Consider the following 26,413-nt stretch of genomic DNA (forward strand, 5'->3'; position numbering starts at 1 on the left):
GTTATCCGTCATATTCAGAGATAGAATTTATGGCAGGCTTTCAATAAGTTAAGCCTTGAAAAAATCTTCGTACTGATCCGGTTTAAAGCCGACCGTCAGCTTGCCGTCCTTATCAAGAACCGGGCGTTTCACCATGGAAGGCTGTGCCAGCATCAACGCGCGCGCCTTAGCAGCATCGACATTCTGGCGCTCTTCTTCTGGCAATTTACGGAAGGTTGTGCCCGCACGATTGAGCAGCTTTTCCCACTCTATGTCCTTGAGAAACCGGTCGATTGTTGCAGCGTCCAGACCTTCTTTCTTGTAGTCGTGAAAGCTGTATTCAATGCCATGATCCTCAAGCCAGCTACGGGCCTTCTTCATCGTGTCACAGGCCTTAATACCGTAGATGGTCACGCTCATTTTCGACTCCTTTGATCTCGTATTGCGATCAAAAGCCATCCGCAAAAACGTTGCAACCCCTTATTGTGCATCATGAAATATAATGCCCAGCGTATGACGCTTGCCTGAACGCAAACGGCTGACGCCGTGCCGCATTTTAACTCTATAATCGCCACGCGTGCCACGGACCGGCCTGTCGTTTACTGCAAAGATCACAGCATCTCCCTGCCTTAAAGGAACGACTTCCGCCCTACTTTGCATACGTGGACGCTGCTCTGTGAGCACAAATTCCCCACCCGTAAAATCTTCACCTGGCTGCGACAAAAGCACCGCTACCTGAAGCGGAAAAGCAAGATCGCCGTAAAGATCCTGATGCAGGCAGTTATAATCGCCCGTCACATATTGCAGGATGAGAGGCGTCGGGCGCGTTTGCGCAGCAGCATGACACCTCGCGAGATATTCCTCATGATTCTCGGGGTATTCCACTCCGTTTCCGAGACGTTCACTCCAGCGATTAGCTATAGGGCTTAGACGCCCATACAACTCCTTGCGGGATTCACCGATGATCTTTGGGAGTGGATAGGCGAAATATTTATACTCACCGCGCCCAAACCCGTGCCTCGCCATTGAAATTGTCGAGCGAAACGCATCAGAATTGTTATAAAAACCGCTGATCTCACTGCACTGCTCTTTGGAAAAGAACTGTTCCAGTGTTGCAGCACCAAACTGATCCAGCTCATCTGCAATTTTCTGCCAGTCGTAAGAGGCCAGTTTCTCTTTCATGACTGACGCTCTTTTTCGAGCAATTCGCGCTTGCGTTCCACCCCCCAGCGATAGCCGGAAATTCCACCGTCATGACGCACCACGCGATGACAGGGAACAGCAACAGCGATCTTATTTGCACCGCAGGCTTGAGCGACCGCGCGTGCCGACTTTGGCAGCCCCATTGTTTCAGCAAGCTCGCTATAACTCACCGTTTTACCCAATGGGATTTCGCGTAAGGCTTGCCAGACGCGCTGCTGAAAGGCTGTGCCTCTTAAATCAAGTGGCAGATGAAAACCGATACCGGGATTTTCGACAAAGCCGATCACTTGCGCGATATGATCTTCGAAGTCACGATCCGCACCGACAAGCTTTGCTTTGGGGAAACGCTTCTCCAGATCGTCAATCAATTCCTGCGGATCATCCCCCATCAGAATAGCGCAAACACCCTTGCCGCTTTCCGCCGCCAGCACCGCGCCAAGAACAGATTGACCAATCGCAAAGCGGATAGTTTCGCTTTCGCCACCAGATTTGAAAGCTTTTGGCTTCATGCCGAGTATCTTGTCTGAGGCCTCATAGAAACGGCTGGAGGAATTATAGCCCGCCTCATAGATTGCATCGGTAACACGACTGGTTTCTTTGAGGACGGCGCGCATTTTGTCGGCGCGGTGCGCATCGGCATATGCTTTGGGCGTGAGGCCGGTAAAGCTTTTAAAAATGCGATGGAAATGCGCCGGACTTGCGCCAACGGCCCGGGCAATGTCTTCAAGCGCCGGGACTTCTTCAGCATTCTCAATGAAACGACAAGCAAGCGAAACCATATCGGCATAACGCGCAGTGTTTTGTGTCTCAAGCGTTGCATCAACATGCGGTTTGCAGCGCATGCAGGGACGAAAACCTGCGTGTTCCGCATCGTCGCAAGCAGCAAAGAACTGGACATTTTCGCGTTTTGCACGTCGCGAAGGACATGACGGGCGGCAATAAACGCCCGTCGTGCGGACGGCATAGACAAACTCACCGTCCGATGCCTTGTCCCGCGCAAGCACTTGTCTCCAGCGGCTGTCATCTGTGCTGTGGGTCAATGTCATCAGGTTCATGTCCGTTTCCCTTCTTACTATGAAGGAAAGCTATTCCCTTACAAGAGAAACAACACTCCGCTGCTTGCTTTCAAATTTTACGACCGCGTTAAGCCTTACGTGCCTCTTTGATCGCATCGATCAGATTTTGCTCTTTCATCACACCGCCGTAAAGACGGGTGCCGATGACGAAAGACGGCGTACCACTGAAATTGAACGCCTCGCCCTGTTCCATGTTGCGCTCAAGAATGCCGTCGATCCGCGCTGCATCGGCCTTATAGTCAGCTTCGAGCTTCTTGGGATCAAGGCCAGCCTTTTTCAAAGCCGCATCGGTCTGGTCTTTTGTCAGACGTCCCGGCGTCTGCATCATGGCTTCCATAGCTTTGACGTAATTTCCCGACTTTTCCGCCGCCAGCACCAGACGCGCCGGATAGGAGGAATTATCGCCGAAGATAATCCAGTCTTTCAGCACCAGCCGAACATTGCCGTCTTTCTCGACAACGCGCATCAATTCAGCATGGCCCTTTTTGCAATAGGGACACTGATAATCGAAATACTCAACGATAGTCACATCGCCTTTCGGATTGCCGAGCACCGGGATTTCGGTGTCATAAAGGACTTCGGCGACGCTCGGTGCGCGCTGGGCGAAGCTCGCGCCGCCAGAAAATGCAAGTGTTGCGGCTCCGGCTACTGTTGTAGCGAGCATCTGGCGGCGGTTCATCATTAGCTTTCTCCTTGACCGGATTGAGACTTGCTCAGGACAACAACGCGACTTCCAGCCGAAACACGCTTGTGAAGATCGAGAATGTCCTGATTGAAAAGACGGATGCAGCCCGACGAAGCGGCCTTGCCGATTGACCAGGGTTCGTTGGTGCCGTGGATGCGATAAAGCGTGTCCTTGCCATCGCGATAAAGATAGAGCGCACGTGCGCCAAGCGGGTTGCGAATGCCGCCTTCCAGACCATTGGCGTATTTTGCATAATGATCGGGATTGCGCTTGATCATGTTTTGCGTTGGTGTCCAGCGTGGCCATTGTGCCTTGTAAGCGACCTGCGCCTCACCGCTGAAAGTCAGCCCTGCGCGGCCCACCCCAACAGAATAGCGCATGGCCTTGCCACCGGGCTGCACGAGATAGAGATAACGCGCATAAGGATCGACGATAATGGTGCCGACCGGATGGCTGGTCTGATAATCAACCTGTTTGCGCAGATTGCGTTCGGCAATTTTACTGAGATCAAGTGCTGCAATGTGATTACCGCCGTCAGTGACAGCACCATACATCACTTCATATTCGCTCTTTGCCGTCTGGATTTCCGGCTCCGGCAAGACAGGTGTAACTGCCACCGGCTCAGGTGCCATGACCACTGGTTCAGGCATGTTAACAACAACAGGCCTGTCTTGTGTTGTGGTGCAGGCCGCAACTGCAAATGGCAGAAGGCTGATAAAAACCAGCCGCGCCAGCGAGCGTGCAGCCTTCTCTTTTTGATAATATGTCGTCAATTTCCCCAACCCTACTTTGCCCAAGCCATATCTAATTAAAAGCGCCGCCCTGCTTCTGCGTGCTATTCAGAAGCCCAACCGAACGCTCAATCGTTGCTGACGAAACATCGCCAACCAATCGTGTACCTTCAGGCTCTCTGCTGGCATTGTTGAAGAAAATCATGGTCGGCGGACCTGCCACTTTGAGCCTCGCCATCAGATCGGCATTGCCCGCATTAAGGTCCGAGACATCGGCTTTGATAAGCTGATATCCGCCAAGCGCTTTCTTCACACCTGCATCCGGCAGGACGCGCCGCTCCACCGCGGAGCAACTGACACACCAGTCTGCCGTAAAATAGACCAGCGTCGGCTTGTCGCCGTGCGCCGCGTCCAGCTTTTCCTGAAGGGCAGAAACCGTTTCAACCGGCGCGAATCGCAACGCGGCTGAATTATGGTTAACATCTCGATTAGCTAATGCTGCCAGCGGTTGCAACGGATCGCGACCGCCAGACGCAACACCCACCATCAGAATAACGCCATAGACAAACGCAGCCGTTCCAATCGTGCGCGCAACAAGGTTGCGGTGCGGGATTTTGATAAAAGCGAAACACGCCACGCCAAACAGCAGCAAAGCCCACAGAACCATATCCACGCCTGATGGCAGCAAAGGTGCAGCCATGAAAATGGCCGTGGCAAGAAAACCAAAGCCAAACACTTGTTTGACCGCCTCCATCCATGCTCCAGCACGTGGAAGCGTGCCAGCACCCAGCGTCGCAAAAGCAATCAGTGGCAGCCCTTTGCCTATGCCAAGCGCAAAGAGCGCGCTGGCTCCAAGCGCAACATTGGCCGTCTGCGCAATATAAAGCAGTGCGCCAGCCAAAGGTGCGGTCACGCAAGGCCCGACAATCAAAACCGAAGAAAAGCCAAGGATTGCAGCAGAGCGCTTGGAGCCGGTGCGCTGGCCGGTTTTAGCCGAGATTGCACTGACCCACGACGATGGGAGCTGAAGCTGGAACAAGCCGAACATTGACAAAGCAAGCAATGTGAAGATGCCAGCCAGTGCAAGCGCCATCCATTTGGATTGCAGCACCATTTGCAAATTCTGGCCCGACCAGCCAGCAATTGCACCGACGACCGCAAAGCCCAAAGCGAGGCTCACCACATAGGTACTGGAAAGAACAAAGCCGCGTTTCGCAGTCAGTTTTTCACCTTCTCGCGCCAGCGTTCCCGCGACAATCGGATAGATTGGAAACACGCAGGGCGTAAAGGCCAGCAGCACACCGAAAGCGAGGAAAGCTGCAATCACCAGTGCAGAACCGCCCTGCTCAAGAAGGTTTTCGATCAGGCCCTTTTCGGGGGCAAGCGCGAAAGCTTTGCTGGCAACCTGTGTCGGCGATGCGGATGCAGGCCCCGCTTGGAAGGGGGAATTTTGCGTCAACGCCTTGCCCATCTGAGAGCTGACGGCGAGCGTCACCGGATCAATGGTGCGGGTTTCAGGCCGATAGCAAATGCCGTCTTCCTGACAGCCCTGATAGGTCAGCTCGATGGGTTCGCTACTCGCTGAAACACTTGCACTCGTGCGTGTGTAATAGACTTCGAGCCGCCCGAAATTCGGATCATCTTTGGCAATACCCGGTTGCGTATCAACGCTGAGTGCTGCGCCTTTCGCATCTTTGGCTTCGATATGATCGCGATAGAGATAATAACCATCTGCTATCTGCCAGTTCAGCAGAAGCCGGTTGTCGCCATCCTTCGCAACACTTAAACGAAAGGCATCATCGACCGGCAGCGGATTTGCAGCCAGTGCTGGTGAAAGAGCGACTAAAATAAAAGCGACGAGTATCGTGAAAAAGCGCATTTGGATAATCTGATTCTCGAAAATGAATTAGGTTGTAAAAAGCAAATGCTGTTGTCAGCTTAAGGCAGCCTTAAGCTGACGAAGCGAGAAGCTCAACTACCAATAAAACAAGGTGAAAGCAGGAACCAACATGCGCATTCTGGTGGTTGAAGACGATCCAATCTTGCTCGACGGGCTATCCGTGGGCCTGGGATTGGCTGGTTTCACCGTCGATGCGGTAGCAAGTTGTGGCGATGCGGATGCCGCGCTTGCTGCGCAAAACTACAATGCCGTTGTGCTTGATCTGATGCTGCCAGACGGCTCTGGTCTCGACATTCTCAAATCCATGCGACAGGCCCGCGATGATACGCCGGTTCTGCTGCTAACCGCGCGTGATCAGGTGCCCGAGCGCATTGCAGGGCTTGATGCGGGCGCGGATGATTATGTCGGCAAACCGTTTGATCTGCATGAATTGGCAGCGCGTGTGCGTGCCATTGCCCGGCGCGGTACAGGGCGCGCAAGCAGCACCCTTGAATGGCGCGGTGTGGAGCTTGATCCTGCTGAAATGTCAGTGCAGTTCAACGGCGAGCCACTGCGCCTGACACGTCGTGAATTTTCAATATTGCGCGCATTGATGGAACGCCCAACCGCCACTGTTTCCAAGTCATCGCTTGAAGAAGCATTGTATGGCTGGCAAGAAGAAGTCGAAAGCAACGCAGTCGAGGTGCATATTCATCATCTGCGATCCAAGCTTGGCGCAGGCTTCATCGAAACTGTGCGCGGTGTCGGCTATAGGCTCGGCGGAGCACAGGCATGAATTCGCTTCGCAATCGTCTCACCGGAATATTAATCGGCATCACCTGTCTTGTCTGGCTTTTCGCTGTGATATGGATTCATGTGAGCACCCAATCAAAGCTCGAAAAAGTGCTGGATGCACGCCTGATGGAAGCGGCGCGCATGGTCAATTCGCTGCTGACCGAGCGGCGTGTTGAGGTCAACCCCGAAGGTGATGGCGGACAGCTCTCATTTAAGCCAATGGATGATTTTCCTCATTATGACCGTCAGCTTTTCTGCCAGATTTGGGCAATTGATGGCAGGCTCGTGGGGCGGTCTGAAAGCGCTCCGGGCGAGCGGCTGACCGATGTTGCTAACGGCTTTTCCGATACGGTTGTCGCGGGCGAACGCTGGCGGGTTTTTGCCGTTGAAAACACCAAGCTTGGGTTGCGTGTAATGGTTGGTGACAGTCTCTCGGTGCGCGAACGACTGGTGCAGAATGTGGTGACGGGCGTGATCCTGCCTGCGCTGTTAATGCTGCCAATTCTGGCCCTGCTGATCTGGCTTTATGTCAGGCGCGGACTTAACCCGCTGAGCAACCTCGCTCGCACTTTGTCCAGACGCGATGCACGGGATTTGCGACCATTACCGCAAGACAATCTGCCATTAGAAATTGCTCCTGCGGTCTCAGCGTTGAATGATCTTTTTCATCGCGTCGAAGAAGCACGTGAGCGCGAGCGCAATTTCGCGATCTTCGCCGCACATGAACTCAAGACCCCGCTTGCTGGTCTGAAGACTCAGGCACAAATCGCCGAGGGTGCCAAAGACGACGCCATGCGTATCAATGCAGTTCGGCAAATTGCAGCGGGTGTTGATCGCACCAGCCGTCTCGTCAATCAGTTGCTGGATCTTGCAGCCCTTGAAACGGGCGATGAAATGGAGCCACCGGCACCAGAACCCGCCTGTCAGCTGTTGGTTTCGATCTCAACCGACATGCGTATGCTTGCAGCGCATCGTGGCGTAAAAATCGAACTGCCAAACAATCTACCGCTTGTGACGATGCAATATCCGCATCTTTTCACGCTCGCCATGCGCAACCTGATCGAGAATGCGGTCAACCATTCACCTGAAGGCGGCTCGGTGCGATGCAGCCTCGAAAAGGCGGGCGATCAGGTCGTTTTCACAGTCGAAGATGACGGTCCCGGCATTCCGCCACAAGATATGGCACACGTAACCGAGCGCTTTTATCGCGGTGCCAACAGAAGTGAAAATGGCAGCGGTCTTGGCCTTGCAATCGTCAAAATGGCCGCAATCAGGATGGGTGGCGAAGTTCAGCTTCAGAATCGCCCGGAAGGTGGCTTGCGCGCCATGGTCATTATCTCCGCGCAGGCCGCGGAATAAGTAGCTGATCGCAGCACAGCAGCCTGTTGGTTTCCCCAAAACTCCCAATTCGTCGCAGGCCCGATTAGCGTTGTTTGATTTAGATCAATGACGCTCGCGCACAAAGAGCCGATAGAGACCCTATCGCTATAGTTGTCTTTTTTGGGACAGCTTCTGACTTTGCTGCGAGGGGATTAGATGAACTACGCCGCTGGAACAGTCCTGTCTGGTCTGGGAGCACTTTTTGCCGTGCTTCTGGCCGGATTTTCTCATGATGAGTTGTTCAGAATCCATATGTGGATTTTGTTCGCCGTACTCGCCATTTTCACCATTCTGCTGATGCGCAATGCAGATTACAGCCTGTCTCCCAAAAAGGTCGACACATCGACCTATATGGACGGGCCAATCCGCTATGGCGTCATTGCAACCGTGTTTTGGGGTGTCGTTGGCTTTCTGGTCGGCGTGTTGATCGCAGCACAGCTCGCCTTCCCTGATTTGAACTTTGAGCCATATCTCAACTTCGGTCGCCTGCGTCCCTTGCACACATCGGGCGTTGTGTTTGCATTTGGCGGAAACATCTTGCTGGCCTCGTCGTTTTACGTCGTGCAGCGCACCTGCCGCGCGCGTCTGTTTGGCGGCGATCTCGCATGGTTTGTGTTCTGGGGCTACAACCTCTTCATCGTGATGGCTGCAACCGGCTACTTGCTCGGCATTACGCAGAGCCGCGAATATGCTGAACCAGAATGGTATGTCGATATCTGGCTGACCATCGTCTGGGTCGCCTATCTTGCCGTGTTCCTTGGCACCGTCCTGCGGCGCAAGGAGCCACATATCTATGTGGCAAACTGGTTCTACCTGTCCTTCATCGTCACCATTGCGATGCTGCACATCATTAACAATCTGGCGATCCCGGTCTCGTTCCTGGGCGTGAAGAGCTATTCGGCTTTCGCAGGCGTTCAGGATGCGGTGACGCAGTGGTGGTATGGTCATAACGCGGTGGCGTTCTTCCTGACCGTGCCGTTCCTCGCCATGATGTACTACTTCGTACCGAAGCAGGCGAACCGTCCGGTTTACTCCTACCGTCTGTCGATCGTGCACTTCTGGTCGATCATCTTTCTCTATATCTGGGCTGGTCCGCACCACCTGCATTATACCGCTGTTCCCGATTGGGCGCAGACACTCGGCATGGTGTTCTCGATCATGCTGTGGATGCCTTCATGGGGTGGCATGATCAACGGTCTGATGACGCTTTCAGGTGCCTGGGACAAGGTTCGTACCGATCCGATCATCCGTCTGATGGTTGCTGCTATCGCCTTCTACGGCATGGCGACCTTTGAAGGTCCGATGCTGTCAATCAAAGCGGTTAACTCGCTGTCACATTACACCGACTGGACCATTGGTCACGTTCATGCGGGTGCGCTTGGCTGGAACGGCATGATCACCTTTGCTGCGGTCTATTACCTGACGCCAAAGCTGTGGAACCGTGAACGTCTCTATTCGATCCGCATGGTCAACTGGCACTTCTGGTTAGCTACACTCGGCATTGTGCTCTACGCCGCCGCTATGTGGGTTGCCGGTATCCAGCAGGGTCTGATGTGGCGCGAATACGACAGCCAGGGCTTCCTCGTTTACTCGTTCGTCGAAACCGTTGCTGCCATGTTCCCTTACTACGTCATTCGTACGCTGGGCGGCGTTCTCTACCTCGCCGGTGGACTGGTTATGGCCTGGAACGTCTATCAGACCATTCGCGGCAATCTGCGCAAGGAAGCCCCTATGGGCGGTGCGCAGCCTGTGGTTGGCGCAGCTGTTCAGCCAGCCGAATAAGGAGTGTGATTTATGTCTTTTCTGAAAAAACACTCCACACTGGAGAAAAACGCAACGCTGTTGCTGATCGCCTCGCTGGCTGTTGTAACCGTTGGCGGTATCGTGGAAATCGCCCCGCTATTCTATCTCGAAAACACCATCGAGAAGGTGGAAGGGATGCGTCCCTATTCACCGCTGGAACTCGCAGGCCGCGACATCTATGTGCGTGAAGGCTGCTACCTCTGCCACAGCCAGATGATCCGTCCGTTCCGCGATGAAGTGGAGCGTTACGGCCATTACTCTCTGGCAGCGGAATCCATGTATGACCATTCGTTCCAGTGGGGATCGAAGCGCACGGGGCCAGACCTCGCGCGCGTCGGTGGCCGCTATTCGAACGAATGGCATGTGCAGCATCTGGTACGCCCGCGTGACGTGGTGCCGGAATCGGTCATGCCGAATTACGGCTTCCTGCTCAACAACCCGCTGAAAATCAGTGATATTTCGGCCAATCTCAAAGCCAATGTTGCTGTTGGCGTGCCTTATAGCCAAGAGATGGTCGATAACGCGCTCGCTGATTTGAAAGCACAGGCCGAGCCAGACGCCGACACGACTGCTCTTCTCGAACGCTACCCCAAGGCGAAAGTTGGCGACTTTGACGGCAACCCGCAGGTCATTTCGGAGATGGATGCATTGATTGCCTATCTCCAGATGCTCGGCACGCTCGTCGACTTCTCGACCTACGACCAGTCCCCCAAAGCACGATAACGCGGAGAATTAGCCATGGATTACAACACCCTGCGCACTTTCGCCGATAGTTGGGGCCTGCTTGCGATGGCTCTGTTCTTTGTCTTCGTGGTGCTTTTTGCTTTCCGTCCTGGAAGCAAAAAGAAAGCCGATGAAGCGAAGGAAATACCGTTCAAGGACGACAAAAATGACTGACAAACAAGTTGATGACGTCAGTGGCGTACCCACAACCGGCCATGAATGGGACGGTATTCAGGAACTCGATAACCCAATGCCACGCTGGTGGCTGTGGACCTTCTATGCGACCATCGTTTGGGCCGCAGCCTATGTGATTGCCTATCCGGCATGGCCGCTGATCTCAAGCTCAACGGCTGGTCTTTATGAATGGTCGAGCCGTGGCGATTTCTGGAAAGAAAACGCACAGATCGCAGCCGATCGTCAGGGCATTATGGACCAGATCAATGCCAAGGATGTGCATGAGATCATCGCGGATGAAAACCTGCGCCAATATGCGATTGCTGGCGGTGCGGCTGCGTTCCGCGTGAACTGTGTGCAGTGCCATGGCACCGGCGCACAAGGCGCTCCGGGTTATCCAAACCTCAACGATGATGACTGGCTGTGGGGTGGTTCGGTTGACGACATTCTCACCACCATCCGTCATGGTGTGCGTTCGCCCGATGATGCGGATACCCGCGTTTCAGAAATGCCAGCCTTTGTCGATGTGCTTGAACCAGAACAGGTTCGCGATGTTGCGGCCTATGTGGTCAGCCTTTCCGGCACCCCGCATAACCCGGACATGATCCCAGCTGGCAAGCAGGTTTTCGCTGAAAACTGTGCTGTCTGCCACGGCCCGGATGCCAAGGGCTTGCGCGAATTCGGCGCTCCGAACCTCACAGATGCGATCTGGTTCTATGGTTCGGGTGAAGACGCAATCGCCAAGCAGGTTGCGCGTCCAAAACATGGCGTGATGCCTGCATGGGAAGCCCGCCTTGGCGATGCAACCGTCAAGCAGCTCGCAATCTTCGTCCACTCGCTCGGCGGTGGTGAATAATACCCAAGCTTCAGCTGGCCCCGGCGTGACGGCAATTCGGGGCCAGCCAAACGAGAAATGCATCAGAACGGACGGCGAATAATCACCCCGCTCTCAATCAAGACAAGTGCGAAACAACCGGCAAGCCAGCTTCTGTCTGTCCGGCGTCACACTTGAGGAGCAAGGCAAATGTCAGACGATGTCGAACGGATAGACGTTCAGGCAGTCAATTCCCCCAAGACCCGTCTCCCCAAAAGTGGGAAGTCGCTCTATGCGGCACGGGTAAAGATTTTTCCGAAGCGTGTGACGGGCAATTTCCGCCGCTTCAAATGGATCATCATGTTCATCACGTTGGGTATTTACTACCTAACACCATTTTTGCGCTGGGATCGCGGCCCCTATGCGCCCGATCAGGCCGTGCTGATCGACCTTGCCAATCGCCGCTTCTATTTCTTCTTTGTCGAAATCTGGCCGCAGGAATTTTATTACGTCGCGGGTCTGCTCATTATGGCGGGCCTTGGCTTGTTTCTGGTGACATCGGCGGCGGGCCGCGCATGGTGTGGCTATACCTGCCCGCAGACTGTATGGGTTGACCTTTATCTCGTTGTCGAGCGCGCCATTGAAGGCGACCGCAACGCCCGCATGAAGCTCGACAAAGCGCCATGGAGCTTCGACAAAGTCTGGAAGCGTGTCACAAAGCATTCAATCTGGTTGCTGATTGGTGTGCTGACGGGTGGCGCGTGGATTTTCTACTTTGCTGATGCGCCCACGCTGCTGGTCGATTTTGTCACCGGCCAAGCAGCCTCTGTCGCCTATATAACTGTCGCTATCCTCACAGCCACAACTTACGTTTTCGGCGGGCTGATGCGCGAGCAGGTCTGCACCTATATGTGCCCATGGCCGCGCATTCAGGCAGCGATGCTTGATGAAAACTCGCTGACTGTAACCTATAATGACTGGCGTGGCGAACCCCGTTCACGCCATTCCAAGAAGGCAATAGCCGCTGGTGAAACAGTCGGCGATTGCGTGGATTGCAATGCCTGCGTTGCCGCCTGCCCAATGGGAATTGATATTCGCGATGGTCAGCAGCTTGAATGCATCACCTGCGCGCTCTGCATCGATGCCTGCGACAATGTGATGGACAAGGTCGGCAAAGAGCGCGGTCTGATCTCCTATGCAACACTTGCCGACTACGACTGGAACATGGCGCTTGCCACCAACAATGGTACAGAACCAATCAACCCGGCGCGGGTTTATGAAGCACCGAACAAGCTATCTTCTACCGTTGAACATCTGTCGTGGAAGAAGATCCTGCGTCCGCGCATCCTGTTCTACTTCATCGTCTGGGCGCTGATTGGCCTCACGCTGGTGATTTCGCTGTCGATGCGTCAGCGCATTGGCATCAATGTGTTGCATGACCGCACACCGCAATATGTGCTGCTGTCGGATGGTTCGATCCGCAACGGCTACACGGTCAAGCTTCTCAACATGATCCCGGTTCCGCGCACTTTCCGTCTTTCGATTGAAGGGCTACCCGGTGCGAAACTGACTGTGCAGGATGAAAACCTCAACGCAGACGGCGATTATGATGTGCCGGTTGAACCGGACAGGCTGAAAACGCTGCGCGTTTTCGTCACCCTGCCGCATGATGCCATTACGGAGCCCCGCTCCGACTATGAAATCGAAGTGCGTGACGCGGACGGCGCGGAACATGCACGCTACAAAGCAACCTTCATGGCTCCAGAAACGATCGGGGAGAAGCGATAATGTCAGTGAAATCAAAGACCACCAATGGCTTCACCGGATGGCACATGCTGGGCATTATGTTCGCCTTCTTCGGTGTCATCATCGCGGTTAACATGACCATGGCTTATAAGGCTGTGAGCAGCTGGAGCGGACTGGTTGTCAAGAACACCTATGTCGCCAGTCAGGAATTCAACGACAAGGCCGAAACCGGCAAAGAGCAGGCAGCCCTTGGCTGGCAGTCGCAGCCAGCGCTCGAAGAAGGTGTCTTCTCATGGCGCCTGAATGATCGCGACGGCAAAGCCGTTGTGATGATTGGCGGCACAGTTGAATTTAAGCGCCCTGTCGGCGATGCACATGACACCAAAGTGGATCTCGCTGTTGCAGAAGACGGCTTGCTCAGCGCTCCGCTGACGCTTGATGAAGGCGCGTGGATCATGGAAGTCAACGCCGTCGCTAGCGACGATTACAAACTTGAAGACCCTTATCGCCACATCATCCGCGTTCTGGTGAAGGACGGGAGGATTTTATGAGTTGCTGCGTTGAAAATGCACAAATAGCCACTGTCATTCAGTCGGTGTCACCGGATGAAATGCAGGTTGCAAGCCGCGCACTCGGCGACGGCCTGCGCCAGCTTGATCTCTCGGTTCCCGGCGTTCATTGCGGGCTTTGCATCAAAACGATTGAAGATGCGCTCGGCAAGATCAGTGGCGTTACCTATGTGCGCGTTAATCTCACGGCACGCCGCGTTACCATTCGCTGGAAGGACGGTGAAACCCCGCCAGATGTCGTCGATCCGCTGCGCCGCCTTGGTTATGAAGCGCATATTTTCGATATGGTGCAGGACAAAGACCCGACCTTCACGCGGCTCTTGATTGCGCTGGGCGTTGCAGCCTTTGCATCGAGCAATGTGATGCTGTTGTCGGTTGCCGTCTGGTCGGGTGCGGATGCTGCCACCCGCGATATGTTTCACTGGATTTCCGGTCTGATCGCTTTACCGACATTGATTTATTCGGGCCGGATTTTCTATGTTTCCGCCTGGAATGCGCTGCGCACGCGCCGCGTCAACATGGATGTGCCGATTGCGCTCGCTATTTCGCTCGCCTTTGGCATGAGCGTTTATGAGACGATGAACCATGGCCAGCACGCCTATTTCGACGCTTCGGTTTCGCTGTTGTTCTTCCTGCTGATTGGCCGCACACTCGACTATTTAATGCGTGCGCGCGCACGTTCTGCGGTGCGCGGTCTCGCGCAACTAAGCCCGCGCGGTGCCGTGGTGATCGGCGAGAATGACGAGCGCAACTATCTGCCAGTCAATGAAATCCGCCCCGGAATGCGCATTATTCTTGCCGCCGGTGAACGCGTGCCGGTGGATGCCAAGGTCGAAGACGGTCGTTCAGAACTTGATTGCGCGATTGCATCGGGCGAAAGTGATGCGGTGCCCGTCGGTCCCGGCTCGGATATTCGCGCGGGAACCATGAACCTCTCCGCACCGCTTGTCATTCGTGCAACCGCTGAAGCAAAGGATTCGTTCCTTGCTGAAATGGTGCGCCTTATGGACGTGGCTGAGGGTGGCCGCGCGTTTTATCGCCGTCTCGCTGATCGCGCATCGGAGCTTTATGTACCGATGGTGCATACGATTGCCTTTGCGGCTTTTGTCGGCTGGATGATTTATACCGGCGGCGACTGGTACCGCTCGATCTATATTGCGATCTGCACACTCATTATCACCTGCCCTTGCGCGCTGGCGCTGGCGGTGCCGATTGTTCAGGTGGTTGCGGCGCGCCGCCTGTTTGAAAACGGTATCATGATCAAGGACGGCTCGGCCATGGAACGCATGGCGGAGGTCGATACTGCCGTCTTCGACAAGACCGGCACACTGACGCTCGGCCAGCCGCGCCTGATTGATCTCGATGCGATTAATCCAAGCCATCTTGAAATTGCATCCGAGCTTTCGCTTTATTCGCGCCATCCGTTGTCACGGGCGCTCGCGCTGTTTTCCGGTGCCAAGCCGATGACTGCCTTCACGCGCATTGAGGAAATTCCGGGCGCTGGTATTGAAGCCGAACTGAACGGCACGATCTATCGGCTTGGCAAGCGCGAATGGGCGGACAGCCATGCAAATGCTGGTCTTTCAGATGGGCCGGAAACCTGCCTGTCCATCGATGGTACGCTTGTTGAAACTTTCCGCTTTGAAGATCAGCCGCGTGAAGATGCAGCCGCCGCGATTGGTACGCTGAAGCGTAATGGTTTGAAGCTTGAGATTATCTCTGGCGATAAACTGCCTGCGGTGAAGAAGCTTGCTGGCTATCTTGGTGTTGACCAATATCGCGGCGAAGTTCTGCCTGCTGACAAATCACAGCTTGTGCAGGGACTGGCCGCTGATGGCCGCAAGGTGCTGATGGTCGGCGATGGGCTCAACGATGCACCAGCGCTTGTGGCGGCCCACGTTTCGATGGCTCCAGCAACGGCAGCCGATATTGGCCGCAACGCTGCCGATTTCGTGTTCCTGCGCGAAAGCCTGTCGGCCGTGCCGCTGGCATTTGCGGTGTCAAAAGAAGCGGGCCGGTTGATCAGCCAGAACTTTGCGCTTTCCATCGGCTATAATATCATTGCTGTGCCGATTGCAATTTTCGGCTATGTCACGCCGCTGGTGGCCGCACTTTCGATGTCGCTGTCATCGATTGTGGTTGTGAGCAACGCCATGCGGCTCAGAGCCGGAAAGCAAAAACAGCCGGTACAAAACACTGTCGCACCTGCTGTTGTTCTTAAGGAAGCGCACAAATGAGCGGACTGCTTTTCCTTATTCCTATTGCGCTTGGCCTGGGTGTTCTGGGCCTTGCGGGCTTTCTATGGTCGCTGAAAAATGGTCAGTATGAAGATCTGGATGGCGCCGCCAACCGCATCCTGATTGATGACGACCGCTTTCCCGCAAAGAAGGATGAATCGTTATAACAGAATCCCGATTGCGGATTCTGAGTCGTTATAACTTAACGCCGCTCCCCTTTGCTTGAGCGCTAAGCGACTATGAGAATAGCTCTGAGATCGTTGACATTGGTGCCGGTCGGCCCCGGCATGAAAAGATCATCGAGTGCATCAAATGCGCTCCATGCATCATTGGCGTTCAGCCGTGCAGCACCATCCTCACCCGCATCGCGCAAACGCGACGCGGTCGTGCCATCGGCAAAGGCACCGGCATTTTCTTCGGAGCCATCAATGCCATCCGTATCCGCAGCCAGCGCGTGAATATTGCTGTAGCCATCAATATCGAGCGCGAAAGCCAGCAGAAACTCGCTGTTGCGACCACCTTTGCCGCCTTTGGCGCGGATGGTGACGGTGGTTTCACCACCTGACAGCAGCACAATCGGTTTTTTGAACGGGCGGTCACGATCCCCAACTTCGCGCGCGATTGCCGCATGAACATGCGCCACTTCGCGTGCTTCACCTTCCATTGAATCGGACAGGATCACCGCCTCGACCCCATGACGCTCGGCTTCCTTTACGGCTGCTTCCAGCGACACGGCGGCTGATGCAATCACCCGCACTTCGTTGTCAGCAAAGACCTTGTCGTCAGGCTTCGGCGCATGAGATTTCTCGCTTTTGATATGCGCAAGCACGGCATCGGGCAGTTCAAGTCTGTATCGTTCAATGATTTTAAGCGCATCATCGCGAGATGTTGCATCAGGCACGGTTGGGCCGGACGCGACAAAGGCCGGGTTGTCGCCGGGAATATCGGAAACCACCAGCGAGAAGACTTTTGCCGGATGTGCGTGCGCTGCCAGCCTGCCGCCTTTAATGGTCGACAGGTGTTTTCGCACAGCATTCATGGCCGAGATCGGCGCACCGGAAGCCAGCAAAGCCTTGTTGACAGCGGTCTCGTCGGCAAGTGTCAGACCGTCTGGCGGCGAAGGCAGCAAAGCCGAGCCACCACCTGAAATAAGTGCAACGACCAGATCATCTTCGGTGAGATTGGACACGGCATCGAACAGCCGTTTTGAGGCCGTAAGCCCGGCATCATCGGGCACCGGATGTGATGCTTCGATGATCTCAATCGTGTTGCAAGGCGCGCCATAACCATAACGCGTGACGACAACACCTTCGATCGGTGCGTCCTCGCCCTCCTGCCGCTCGGCCCATGCACGCTCGAATGCGGCTGCCATCTGCGCCGAACCCTTGCCTGCACCGATCACAATCGTCCGGCCCTTGGGCTTGGCAGGCAGGTTGGCGCGGATAACCAGTTCAGGATCAGCAGCCGCAACCGCTGCATCAAACAGGCTGGTCAGAAACTTCTTCGGATCGGTGATGGCAGTCATGAGATTCCCGATATTGATTATTGTTTCACAACACTATTTCGTGCTGCGCTTATAAAAGCAATGGAGCCAGCCATCTCCCTCCAGATCGCCAGCTCCATCTTCTCCCCTCCAGAGAAATCAAATTCGAGGATTAAGCCACATCGTGATTGGCCATGCGTTCGAGCGCACGCACGAGCCCGGAATGATCGAGACCATCATCGCCGTGTGCAGCGCAGGAGTTGAACAATTCCTGTGCCATTGACGTGTTGGGCAGCGAAACGCCCAGCGCTTTTGCGCCCTGCAAAGCCAGATTCAAATCCTTCTGGTGCAACGCAATGCGGAAACCCGGATTGAATGTTCGCTTGATCATACGCTCGCCGTGCACTTCGAGAATACGCGAGGACGCAAAGCCGCCCATCAGCGCTTCACGCACCTTTGCCGGATCGGCTCCCGCTTTCGATGCGAAGACCAGCGCTTCGGCCACCGCTTCAATATTGAGTGCAACGATGATCTGGTTTGCAACCTTTGTGGTCTGGCCGTCGCCGCAATCGCCCACCAGCGTGATGTTTTTGCCCATCAGCTTTAACAGTGGCAGCGCCTTGTCAAAGGCATCCTGCACACCGCCTGCCATGATGGAAAGGCTGGCATTCTTCGCACCGACTTCGCCGCCCGACACCGGCGCGTCGATATATTCCGCACCCGTCGCGCGAACCTTTTTCGCAAATTCTTTCGTCTCAATCGGGGAAATCGAACTCATATCTATGAGCGTTTTGCCTTTGCCCAAACCTTCGGCAACGCCGCCTTCGCTGAACAGAACATCCGCAACCTGCGGCGTATCCGGCAGCATAAGAATGATGGTTTCGCATTCCGCTGCCACTGCCTTTGGGGTGTCGAGTACGCTCAGCCCAGCATCGAGCAAATCTTTATCGGGTGCTTTCGAGTGTTTAGAGGTAAAAAGCTTATAGCCCGCATTTTGCAAATGCTGCGCCATTGGCTTGCCCATAATGCCAAGCCCGATAAAACCAATATTTGTCATGACCGTTCCCCCTATGCGGTAAGCCGTTCGGCTTCATCCTGTTTGAACCATCCAAGCCCCTCTTCGGTGGTGGTCTTTGGCTTATATTCGCAACCGATCCAGCCCTTGTATCCAGCATTTTTCAGCGCTTCAAACACATATGGATAATTGATTTCGCCCGTTCCAGGCTCGTTACGGCCCGGATTATCGGCAAGCTGAATATGTGCAATCAGCGGCTTGTAGCGCTCATAAGTGGCGATCAGTTCGCCCCGCGTGCGCTGCTGGTGATAAAGATCATATTGGATGAACAGGTTGTTGCTGCCGACTTCATCGATAATCGACACCGCCTGCTCAACCGTGTTGAGATAAAAGCCCGGCATGTCGTAATGGTTGATTGGCTCGATCAGCAGGCGGATGCCATGCTTGCCAAATTCGCGCGCGGCAAGCCGCAAATTGCTGACAAATGTTGCGCGCAATGCGTCCGGGTCGACGCCCTGCGGCGCAAGTCCTGCAAGGCAATTGACCTGCGAACAATTGAGCGCAGTCGCGTAATCAATCGCGTCCGCAACACCACGGCGAAACTCGTCAATCCGACCCGGCAGAACCGCAATACCCCGCTCGCCGACAGCCCAATTGCCTGCGGGAAGATTGTGCAACACCTGTGCCAGATTATGACGGTCAAGTGCTGCCTTCAGCTCGTGACGGTTGAAGTCATATGGAAAGAGATATTCGACCCCTTTAAAACCCGCTTTCGCTGCCAGTGCAAAGCGCTCCATAAACGGCACTTCATTGAAAAGCATAGTCAGATTGGCTGCAAATCTTGGCATTTCCGCCTCCCTCTTAATCTAGTCTAACAATACGGCAATGGCAGTTGGCGCATCTTCGCCACGCTCGGCCAGTTCCTCAAACTCGACAACCTGATCGATGTCAGCTCCCATGGAGATATTGGTGACACGTTCGAGAATGAATTCAAGCACAACCGGCACCTGATGTTCTGCCATCAACGCCTTTGCGTGTTCAAAACTCTCGGCAAACTGGTTCGGGCTTCGCACCCGGATTGCCTTGCAGCCTAAGCCTTCGGCGACCGCGACATGATCGACGCCATAGCCCTTTTCCGCGTCACCCGATGCGTTGATGTTATCAAACGCTAAGCTGACCTCGAAATCCATGTTGAAGCCGCGCTGCGCCTGACGAATGAGGCCGAGATAAGAATTGTTCACGACCACATGAATATAAGGCAGCTTGTGCTGTGCGCCGACCGCCAGTTCCTCAATCATGAACTGGAAATCATAATCGCCGGACAGTGCAACAATCGGGCGATCAGGGTCGGCTGCGCGGACGCCAAGCGCTGCTGGCAATGTCCAGCCCAAGGGACCAGCCTGACCGCAATTAATCCAATTGCGCGGGCGATAGACATGCAGGAACTGCGCACCAGCAATCTGGCTCAGACCAATGGTCGTGACATAGCAAGTATCGCGGCCAAAGGCCCGGTTCATCTCTTCATAAACGCGCTGAGGTTTGAGCGGTGTCTGATCAAAATGGGTCTTGCGCAGCATGGTTTTCTTGCGCTCGGCGCATTCCAGCGCCCAGCTGGACCAGTCGCGCAGCTTACCAGCCGTCTTCCATTCGGTCGCAACATCCAGTAACAGTTTGAGCGCTTTGGCAGCATCTGAAACAATGCCGAAATCGGGTGCGAACACACGGCCAATTTGCGTGGGTTCAATATCGATATGGATGAACTTACGGTCTTTTTTATAGGTTTCGACATTGCCGGTATGACGGTTGGCCCAACGATTGCCGATGCCGATCACCATATCGGAGGCTAACAAAGTGGCATTGCCATAACGATGCGAGGTCTGCAAACCGCACATGCCCGCCATCAGGCGATGATCATCAGGAATAACGCCCCAGCCCATCAGGGTTGGGATAACCGGAATGCCGGTGATTTCAGCAAACTCGACCAGAAGATCAGACGCATCGGCGTTGATGATGCCACCGCCTGCAACGATCAGCGGATGTTCCGCATCGTTCAACATCGCAATTGCCTTTTCGGCCTGCGCGCGGGTGGCTGATGGCTTGTAAGCCTCCATCGGCTGATAAGTATCGATGTCAAACTCGATTTCGGCGAGCTGGACATCGATGGGCAAATCGATCAACACCGGGCCGGGGCGACCCGACTTCATGATGTGAAATGCCTTTTGGAAAACAAAAGGCACCAGTGCAGGCTCCATAACCGTGACCGCCCATTTGGTAACAGGGGCCGCGATCTTGGCGATATCGACTGCCTGAAAGTCCTCTTTGTCGAGACGCGCGCGGGGAGCTTGGCCTGTAACGCAGAGGATTGGAATTGAATCGGCGGATGCCGAATAAAGCCCGGTGATCATATCGGTGCCAGCAGGGCCGGACGTGCCGATGCACAAGCCAATATTGCCGTGCTTTGCGCGCGTATAACCTTCGGCCATATGCGAAGCGCCTTCAACATGACGCGCCAGAATATGACGGATCGAACCCCGTGCCCGCATGGCCGAATAAAACGGATTGATCGCAGCACCCGGCACACCAAAGGCGCAATCGATCCCTTCCTTCTCCAGCACAAGTATGGCTGCATCCACTGCACGCATTCTGGCCATGTTGATCTCCTCCAACGGAAAAATAATCCATATTCAAAAACTATTCTATAAAAATGGAAATGCATACCATTATGCGGAAATAAGGATTTTCAACGAAATGGAGATAATCAGCATGCACTTTCGGATGGAACGTTGATGCGGTAGTGATGAGTGAGCAGGGAATCGGAGGCGGCGTATGGAACAGACAAAAGCAAAGCGGGGTCGCAAGGCTGCGGAAAATGCAGCACCCTCATCTGTTCAGGTTCTGGATCGTAGCCTCAAGCTTCTGGCGCTCATTGCTGAAAATGATGGTTCGACGCTGACCGATCTTGCCGACGCAAGCCAGATGGCACCATCCACGGTGCATAGGCTTCTGACCTCGCTTGCCAATCACGGCATGGTTTCGCACGATCTGGAAAGCGGCGACTGGACCATCGGCGTCAAGGCATTTGAAATCGGCAATGCATTTCGGCGTTTCCGCAAGCTCGGCACACTGGCGCGGCCCTATCTCAAATCATTGATGGAGGCGAGCGGCGAGACCGCCAATATCGGCATCGAAGATGGTGGCGACGTGGTTTTCATCTCGCAGGTCGAAAGCCATGCACCGATGCGCGCTTTCTTTCGTCCGGGTCGTCGCGGACCTATTCACGCATCCGGCATTGGCAAGGCCGTGCTCTCCACATGGTCGGATACTGAGATTGCGCGCACGCTTTCGGGTAAAGTGCTGGAGCATTTTACTGAGCATACGCTCGATACATTGCCTCTACTGCTCAAAGATATTCAGGCAATCCGCACTCGCGGCTGGTCGATTGACGATGAAGAGCACACGCTTAGCATGCGCTGCATTGCAGCGCCTATTTTCAACGAGCATGGCGAAGCAATTGCAGGGATTTCCGTGTCCGGGCCTGCGGTGCGTCTGCCACGGCAAAAACTTGAACAGCTTGGGCCGCTCATTCGTTCAACGGCGGATGATCTGACCCATGCGATGGGCGGCAAACGACCGGAGGAAATGTAACAAAAAAGAAGACCCGCAGCAGATTTCTCCGCCGCAGGTCCTCCCTCTCCCTCCTCCAGAGATTTTTTAGGCCAACTCAGCCTTTAGCGGCTTGCCCGCCACATAGGTTTCGACAATCGCGCGATCATCGCCGAGCGTTTGCAGCAAGAACAATTCCTGCTCAAGATTGGCGCCAGCGGCCATACGCAGGCGCATGGCTGATGTGGCGGATGAATCCAGCACCACAATATCGGCCTCTGTGCCCTCTTCCAACGTGCCGATCTTGTCTTCCATCGACAGCGCACGGGCATTGCCGAGCGTCATCATATAAAATGACTGGAACGGATTGAGACGGTTGCCGCGCAATTGCAGAACCTTGTAACCCTCATCCAGCGTGCGCAGCATCGAGAAGCTGGTGCCGCCGCCGACATCGGTTGCGACTGCCATGCGCACGCCCGATGCTTTGAGGCGATCACGGTCGAACAGGCCGGAACCGAGAAACAGGTTCGAGGTCGGGCAGAAGACCGCGACCGAACCGGTCTCTGTCATTACTTTCACTTCGCGCTCTTCAAGATGAATGGAGTGCCCCAGCAAAGTCTTTTCGCCGAGAAGTCCATAATGCTCATAGATACCAAGATAGTCAGGCGCATTCGGATAGAGCGATTTCGTGAATTCGATCTCTTCGTGATTTTCCGACAGATGCGTCTGGATGAAACATTCAGGATGTTCGCGGGCAAGCGCCTGACTTGCTTCCAGCTGTCCTGGCGTTGACGTGATCGCAAAACGTGGCGTGATCACATAATCAAGGCGGTCCTTGCCGTTCCAGCGGGCAATCAACTGCTTGCTGTCATCATAACCCGATTGTGCCGTATCGCAGAGTGCTGGCGGCGCGTTACGGTCCATCATGACTTTACCGCCAAGCATACGCATGTTGCGATGCTGCGACGCACGGAAATAGGCATCGACGCTCTGTGGATGCACCGAGCAATAGGCGACAGCGGTGGTTGTGCCATGGCGGATTAACTCGTCCAGAAAGCGCTCAGCGATAAATTCCGCGTGCTGCTCATCGGCAAATTTCTGCTCTGCCACGAATGTATAGGTGTTGAGCCACTCAAGAAGATTAGCCGCATAGGACGCGATAACCTGCGTCTGCGGATAGTGAATATGTGTATCGATGAAACCCGGCAAAATAAGATGCGGGCGATGGTCTGCAACCGCAACATCATGCCCCACTTCGGCGCTCACATCTGCATAGTCGCCAAGGCGCGCGATGCGGCCATTTTCAACCAGCACGGCACCATCTTCGATATAGCGATAGGATTGCGCATCATCCAGAGCTTGCGGTTCTTCACGAAAACTCAGCACACGGCCACGGATGAGAAGTTTGGTCATTATTGCTTTGCTCCAGCAGTCGCAGATTCATACCAGGAAGCGAGAAGCTTGCGCTCCTCATTGCTCACGCCAGTCACATTGGCAGGCGGCATGGCATGGGAACGACCAGCCTGCAAATAGATTTCGCGGGCATGGGCCGCGATCTCCCGATCATTTTCAAGCACTACACCCTTGGGTGGCGCGATGATGCCTTCCCAGCCGGGTTCCTTAGCATGACACATTGCGCAACGTCCGAGAACGGTATCCCGCACTTTATCAAAGTGCGGGTCCGAAATGAAACTCTGTTGCAGCGATGAAATCTTCTGCTCTTCCGGTTCACCCGTCAGAATTTTAGGCACAGTGGACAGCCACATGATCACGATGAACAGCAGCACCGTCACAAGCCATGTCCAAGTCGGGTTGCCTTTGCGGGCATGGCGCGTGTTGAACCAGTGGCGGATTGTGACGCCCATCAGGAACACCAGCGAAGCGATGATCCAGTTGAACTCGGTGCCAAATGCCAGCGGGTAATGGTTCGAGAGCATCAGGAACAGAACCGGCAGCGTCAAATAGTTGTTATGCGTTGAGCGCTGTTTGGCGATCTTACCGTATTTCGGATCAGGCTTGCGACCGGCAATCAGATCAGCCACCACGATTTTCTGGTTCGGAATAATGACCATAAACACGTTGGCAGACATGATGGTCGCGGTGAAAGCACCCAAATGCAGGAACGCTGCACGACCCGTGAACAGATGCGTATAGCCCCAGGCCATGAACACCAGAATGACGTAGAGAATGATCATCAGCAGCGTATCGCTCTTGCCGAGCATCAGCTTACAGATGGTGTTATAGGCGATCCAGCCAAAGGCCAGCGACGCAATCGAGATGGCAATCGCAGTGGTTGCAGAGACATCGAGCACATTCGGATCGACCAGATAAAGATCAGCGCCCGCATAATAGACGATGCAGAGAAGCGTGAAGCCCGACAGCCATGTGGCGTAGGATTCCCATTTGAACCATGTCAGGTGTTCAGGCATCTCGGCAGGCGCGACCAGATATTTCTGGATGTGATAGAAGCCACCGCCATGGACCTGCCACTCCTCGCCATGCGCACCGACGGGCAAGCCGGGACGCTGGCGCAGACCGAGGTCGAGCGCGATAAAATAGAAAGACGAGCCGATCCACGCGATTGCAGTGACGACGTGTAGCCACCGCGCAGCGAAGCCCAGCCAGTCCCAGGCCACGGCAAGATCATACATGCGGCACTCCCATTCTTAGTTCCCATATTTTGTTAGTTTAGTATTTGCCAAAGCTTTGCGCCTGTGTGAACGTCGCATCAAGACCATCACTTTCAAAAAAAACTATACAATGGTGGAACGTACGCATGTCTTACCTTGATAATCTGCGTGTATTTGTGCGCGTCGTCGAATTGGGAAATCTATCGGCGGCGGGTCGCGACCAGCGCGCCTCCCCAGCCGTTGCAAGCAATCGAATCAAGGAGTTGGAGAAGCATTTGGGTGTGCGGCTCTTCAACAGAACGACACGCAAATTGACCCCAACCGAGCATGGCCGCATCTTTTATGACGGTGCGATAAAGATCCTTGAAGCGGTCGATGAAGCGGAAGCAGCGGTGGCAGAATTGGCCAAAAATCCGAAGGGATCGATTCGGATTACCGCCCCTCTTGGGCTGGGTCGAAGGCTGATTGCATCGGGGATTCCGGAGTTTCACGACAAATATCCGGATATAGAAGTGCGCCTGCGACTATCTGACCACGACATCGATATTATGAGCGAAAGCGTCGATGTGGCCTTCAAGCTGGGCGTTCTGGAAAACTCAAATCTGCGCATGCGCGGCATTTTAAACTGCGAACGCGTTATCTGCGCTGCCCCCGAATATCTTGCAAAACGCGGCACGCCGCAATCGCCCGATGAGCTTCTCAGCGAGCAACACGATTGCCTGCTTTTACGCTTTCCCGGCTCGAAAGAGTTCTACTGGTCGCTGCAAACAGCCGAGGGCCTGCGGAAGTTTGAGATCACCGGACCTTACGACTCCGATGACGGCGACGTATTGACGCAATGGGCGCTTGGCGGGCGCGGAATCATCAACAAACCGCTGTTTGAGGTGAAGGAATATATCCGAGACGGGCGGCTGGTTCCGATTCTTGAAAGCACACCGCCAGCGTCGATCCAGCTTGCCGCGATCTATCCGCACAAGCGTTTTCAGGACCCGAAAGTGCGTTTGATCATCGACTTTATGACGGAGCGCTGCCAGCGGCAGATCAAGGAATTGCTGGCTTAGACCAATTGCACGACTTTGCTCGACGTCAGCACAGTAGTCAGAACCTCTGCTGCAGCCAGTGCGGCAATAACTTCCGGGCGCTTGTCTTTGACGAGCGCACCGCCAACCGGACAGACGAGCTTTTCAAACAAATCAGCGTCGCCGAATTCGTTTTTCAACCAATTCTTGAAAGTGGCTTTTTTGGTTTTTGAGCCAATCATGCCGACATAGACGGCATCGCGGCGCTGCAAAGCCTCCGCCACGATCAGAAAATCAAGCGCATGGTCGTGGGTCAGCACGATAAATGCGCTTGCCGGTGGAGCGGAACGCACCACATGTTCGGGCATGGCTGCAAGGCAGGTTTCAACGCCCGGCGCATCGACGGCCATAAGCTCCACTTCGCGCGTATCGACCAGAATAACGCGCACAGGTGTAAGCGACAGCGCATAAGCCAAAGCATCGCCGACATGGCCTGCGCCAAAGACATAGACGTGTGGGCGAGTGGCGATTTCTGCATCAACTTTAATGACCAGTTCTTCTGCAAGGCCACGGTTTACGCGTTTGAAGCCCAAAGCCACGCGACCGCCGCAGCATTGGCCAATCTCGGGGCCAAGAGGAACATCCATCGGGGAATCTTTGCCGCCCGCTAAAATCTTCCGGGCATGATCGATTGCCATATATTCGAGCTGCCCGCCGCCAATGGTGCGAAAAATCATATCGCGGGCGACAAGCATCCACGCCCCCGCATCGCGCGGGGCAGAGCCTCGGACATCGGTGACTTCGATCAGAACACTATCGGGCCGCTTATTCAGAAACGCCCTTATGTCGTCCCGCCTGCCCAGCATCGC

The 26,413-nt window shown here is 54.7% G+C and carries 25 protein-coding genes; 12 read left to right on the top strand and 13 right to left on the bottom strand.

Annotation, left to right across the window (positions count from 1 at the left end; translation table 11 throughout):
- Nucleotides 1-48: 48 nt before the first annotated feature.
- The 6 genes from J2782_RS06920 to dsbD all read right to left on the bottom strand — a co-directional run bounded on the left by J2782_RS06920 (nucleotide 49) and on the right by dsbD (nucleotide 5,553).
- Nucleotides 49-399, bottom strand: coding sequence for an ArsC family reductase (locus J2782_RS06920; RefSeq protein WP_250040141.1), 351 nt, complete (start codon nucleotides 397-399; stop codon nucleotides 49-51).
- 60 nt (nucleotides 400-459) lie between these two features.
- On the bottom strand, nucleotides 460-1,161 hold the full coding sequence (locus J2782_RS06925; RefSeq protein WP_310010865.1) for a 2OG-Fe(II) oxygenase: 702 nt from the start codon (nucleotides 1,159-1,161) through the stop codon (nucleotides 460-462).
- The gene (gene ada, locus J2782_RS06930; protein ID WP_310010866.1) at nucleotides 1,158-2,237 is read right to left on the bottom strand and encodes a bifunctional DNA-binding transcriptional regulator/O6-methylguanine-DNA methyltransferase Ada; all 1,080 of its coding nucleotides are present in this window, start codon (nucleotides 2,235-2,237) and stop codon (nucleotides 1,158-1,160) included. Before ada ends, J2782_RS06925 begins: the two co-directional genes overlap by 4 nt.
- Nucleotides 2,238-2,325: 88 nt before the next feature.
- Nucleotides 2,326-2,940 (bottom strand): DsbA family protein, encoded by a 615-nt coding sequence (locus J2782_RS06935; RefSeq protein ID WP_310010867.1) that lies wholly within the window; start codon nucleotides 2,938-2,940, stop codon nucleotides 2,326-2,328.
- Nucleotides 2,940-3,716, bottom strand: coding sequence for a L,D-transpeptidase (locus J2782_RS06940; protein ID WP_310010868.1), 777 nt, complete (start codon nucleotides 3,714-3,716; stop codon nucleotides 2,940-2,942). Before J2782_RS06940 ends, J2782_RS06935 begins: the two co-directional genes overlap by 1 nt.
- Nucleotides 3,717-3,747: 31 nt before the next feature.
- The gene (gene dsbD, locus J2782_RS06945) at nucleotides 3,748-5,553 is read right to left on the bottom strand and encodes a protein-disulfide reductase DsbD (protein ID WP_310010869.1); all 1,806 of its coding nucleotides are present in this window, start codon (nucleotides 5,551-5,553) and stop codon (nucleotides 3,748-3,750) included.
- Nucleotides 5,554-5,683: 130 nt separating this feature from the next.
- On the opposite strand from dsbD, the gene J2782_RS06950 reads away from it, so the two are divergent.
- From J2782_RS06950 to ccoS, 10 genes are all read left to right on the top strand, one after another.
- The gene (locus J2782_RS06950; RefSeq protein WP_310010870.1) at nucleotides 5,684-6,349 is read left to right on the top strand and encodes a response regulator; all 666 of its coding nucleotides are present in this window, start codon (nucleotides 5,684-5,686) and stop codon (nucleotides 6,347-6,349) included.
- Nucleotides 6,346-7,707 (top strand): ATP-binding protein, encoded by a 1,362-nt coding sequence (locus J2782_RS06955; protein WP_310010871.1) that lies wholly within the window; start codon nucleotides 6,346-6,348, stop codon nucleotides 7,705-7,707. The genes J2782_RS06950 and J2782_RS06955 overlap by 4 nt, the downstream gene beginning before the upstream one ends.
- 177 nt (nucleotides 7,708-7,884) lie before the next feature.
- Complete coding sequence (ccoN, locus tag J2782_RS06960) at nucleotides 7,885-9,510, top strand: cytochrome-c oxidase, cbb3-type subunit I (protein WP_310010872.1); 1,626 nt, start codon at nucleotides 7,885-7,887, stop codon at nucleotides 9,508-9,510.
- Nucleotides 9,511-9,522: 12 nt separating this feature from the next.
- Nucleotides 9,523-10,254, top strand: coding sequence for a cytochrome-c oxidase, cbb3-type subunit II (gene ccoO / locus J2782_RS06965; RefSeq protein WP_310010873.1), 732 nt, complete (start codon nucleotides 9,523-9,525; stop codon nucleotides 10,252-10,254).
- A 15-nt stretch (nucleotides 10,255-10,269) separates the two neighbouring features.
- Complete coding sequence (locus J2782_RS06970; RefSeq protein ID WP_139973434.1) at nucleotides 10,270-10,428, top strand: cbb3-type cytochrome c oxidase subunit 3; 159 nt, start codon at nucleotides 10,270-10,272, stop codon at nucleotides 10,426-10,428.
- Nucleotides 10,421-11,284 (top strand): cytochrome-c oxidase, cbb3-type subunit III, encoded by an 864-nt coding sequence (gene ccoP / locus J2782_RS06975; RefSeq protein ID WP_310010874.1) that lies wholly within the window; start codon nucleotides 10,421-10,423, stop codon nucleotides 11,282-11,284. The genes J2782_RS06970 and ccoP overlap by 8 nt, the downstream gene beginning before the upstream one ends.
- A 168-nt stretch (nucleotides 11,285-11,452) precedes the next feature.
- Nucleotides 11,453-13,030 carry a cytochrome c oxidase accessory protein CcoG gene (ccoG, locus tag J2782_RS06980; protein ID WP_310010875.1) on the top strand — a complete coding sequence of 526 codons (1,578 nt, stop codon included), beginning with the start codon at nucleotides 11,453-11,455 and terminating at the stop codon, nucleotides 13,028-13,030.
- A complete protein-coding gene (locus J2782_RS06985) occupies nucleotides 13,030-13,539 on the top strand; it encodes a FixH family protein (protein WP_310010876.1) in 510 nt (169 codons plus the stop codon). The genes ccoG and J2782_RS06985 overlap by 1 nt, the downstream gene beginning before the upstream one ends.
- Nucleotides 13,536-15,794 (top strand): cation-translocating P-type ATPase, encoded by a 2,259-nt coding sequence (locus tag J2782_RS06990; RefSeq protein WP_310010878.1) that lies wholly within the window; start codon nucleotides 13,536-13,538, stop codon nucleotides 15,792-15,794. Before J2782_RS06985 ends, J2782_RS06990 begins: the two co-directional genes overlap by 4 nt.
- Nucleotides 15,791-15,961, top strand: a complete 171-nt coding sequence (gene ccoS / locus J2782_RS06995) for a cbb3-type cytochrome oxidase assembly protein CcoS (protein ID WP_079211522.1) — start codon at nucleotides 15,791-15,793, stop codon at nucleotides 15,959-15,961. The genes J2782_RS06990 and ccoS overlap by 4 nt, the downstream gene beginning before the upstream one ends.
- A gap of 62 nt (nucleotides 15,962-16,023) precedes the next feature.
- Here ccoS and J2782_RS07000 read toward each other — a convergent pair whose 3' ends face one another.
- The 4 genes from J2782_RS07000 to gcl form a co-directional block, all read right to left on the bottom strand.
- Entirely contained in the window at nucleotides 16,024-17,319 is a 1,296-nt protein-coding gene (locus J2782_RS07000) for a glycerate kinase type-2 family protein (RefSeq protein WP_310010879.1), read from the bottom strand.
- 130 nt (nucleotides 17,320-17,449) lie between these two features.
- Nucleotides 17,450-18,334 carry a 2-hydroxy-3-oxopropionate reductase gene (locus J2782_RS07005; protein WP_310010880.1) on the bottom strand — a complete coding sequence of 295 codons (885 nt, stop codon included), beginning with the start codon at nucleotides 18,332-18,334 and terminating at the stop codon, nucleotides 17,450-17,452.
- 11 nt (nucleotides 18,335-18,345) lie between these two features.
- Nucleotides 18,346-19,140 carry a hydroxypyruvate isomerase gene (gene hyi / locus J2782_RS07010; protein ID WP_310010881.1) on the bottom strand — a complete coding sequence of 265 codons (795 nt, stop codon included), beginning with the start codon at nucleotides 19,138-19,140 and terminating at the stop codon, nucleotides 18,346-18,348.
- An 18-nt stretch (nucleotides 19,141-19,158) separates the two neighbouring features.
- Nucleotides 19,159-20,943, bottom strand: coding sequence for a glyoxylate carboligase (gene gcl / locus J2782_RS07015; RefSeq protein WP_310010882.1), 1,785 nt, complete (start codon nucleotides 20,941-20,943; stop codon nucleotides 19,159-19,161).
- A 175-nt stretch (nucleotides 20,944-21,118) separates the two neighbouring features.
- Here gcl and J2782_RS07020 point away from each other — a divergent pair, with 175 nt between their 5' ends.
- Complete coding sequence (locus J2782_RS07020) at nucleotides 21,119-21,937, top strand: IclR family transcriptional regulator (RefSeq protein WP_310010883.1); 819 nt, start codon at nucleotides 21,119-21,121, stop codon at nucleotides 21,935-21,937.
- Between the two features lie 66 nt (nucleotides 21,938-22,003).
- Here the strand turns inward: J2782_RS07020 and guaD are convergent, their stop codons facing one another.
- Nucleotides 22,004-23,308: a guanine deaminase gene (guaD, locus tag J2782_RS07025; protein WP_310010884.1), complete on the bottom strand. Its 1,305-nt coding sequence runs from the start codon at nucleotides 23,306-23,308 to the stop codon at nucleotides 22,004-22,006.
- Nucleotides 23,308-24,546: a urate hydroxylase PuuD gene (locus tag J2782_RS07030; RefSeq protein WP_250040120.1), complete on the bottom strand. Its 1,239-nt coding sequence runs from the start codon at nucleotides 24,544-24,546 to the stop codon at nucleotides 23,308-23,310. The genes guaD and J2782_RS07030 overlap by 1 nt, the downstream gene beginning before the upstream one ends.
- A gap of 125 nt (nucleotides 24,547-24,671) precedes the next feature.
- Between J2782_RS07030 and J2782_RS07035 the strand changes: the two genes are divergently transcribed.
- Entirely contained in the window at nucleotides 24,672-25,586 is a 915-nt protein-coding gene (locus J2782_RS07035; RefSeq protein WP_310010885.1) for a LysR family transcriptional regulator, read from the top strand.
- Here J2782_RS07035 and xdhC read toward each other — a convergent pair.
- Nucleotides 25,583-26,410, bottom strand: coding sequence for a xanthine dehydrogenase accessory protein XdhC (xdhC, locus tag J2782_RS07040; protein WP_310010886.1), 828 nt, complete (start codon nucleotides 26,408-26,410; stop codon nucleotides 25,583-25,585). The two genes, J2782_RS07035 and xdhC, sit on opposite strands and share 4 nt — an antisense overlap.
- Nucleotides 26,411-26,413: the final 3 nt, after the last annotated feature.

Source organism: Brucella pseudogrignonensis (assembly GCF_031454375.1).
Lineage (GTDB): Bacteria > Pseudomonadota > Alphaproteobacteria > Rhizobiales > Rhizobiaceae > Brucella > Brucella pseudogrignonensis_A.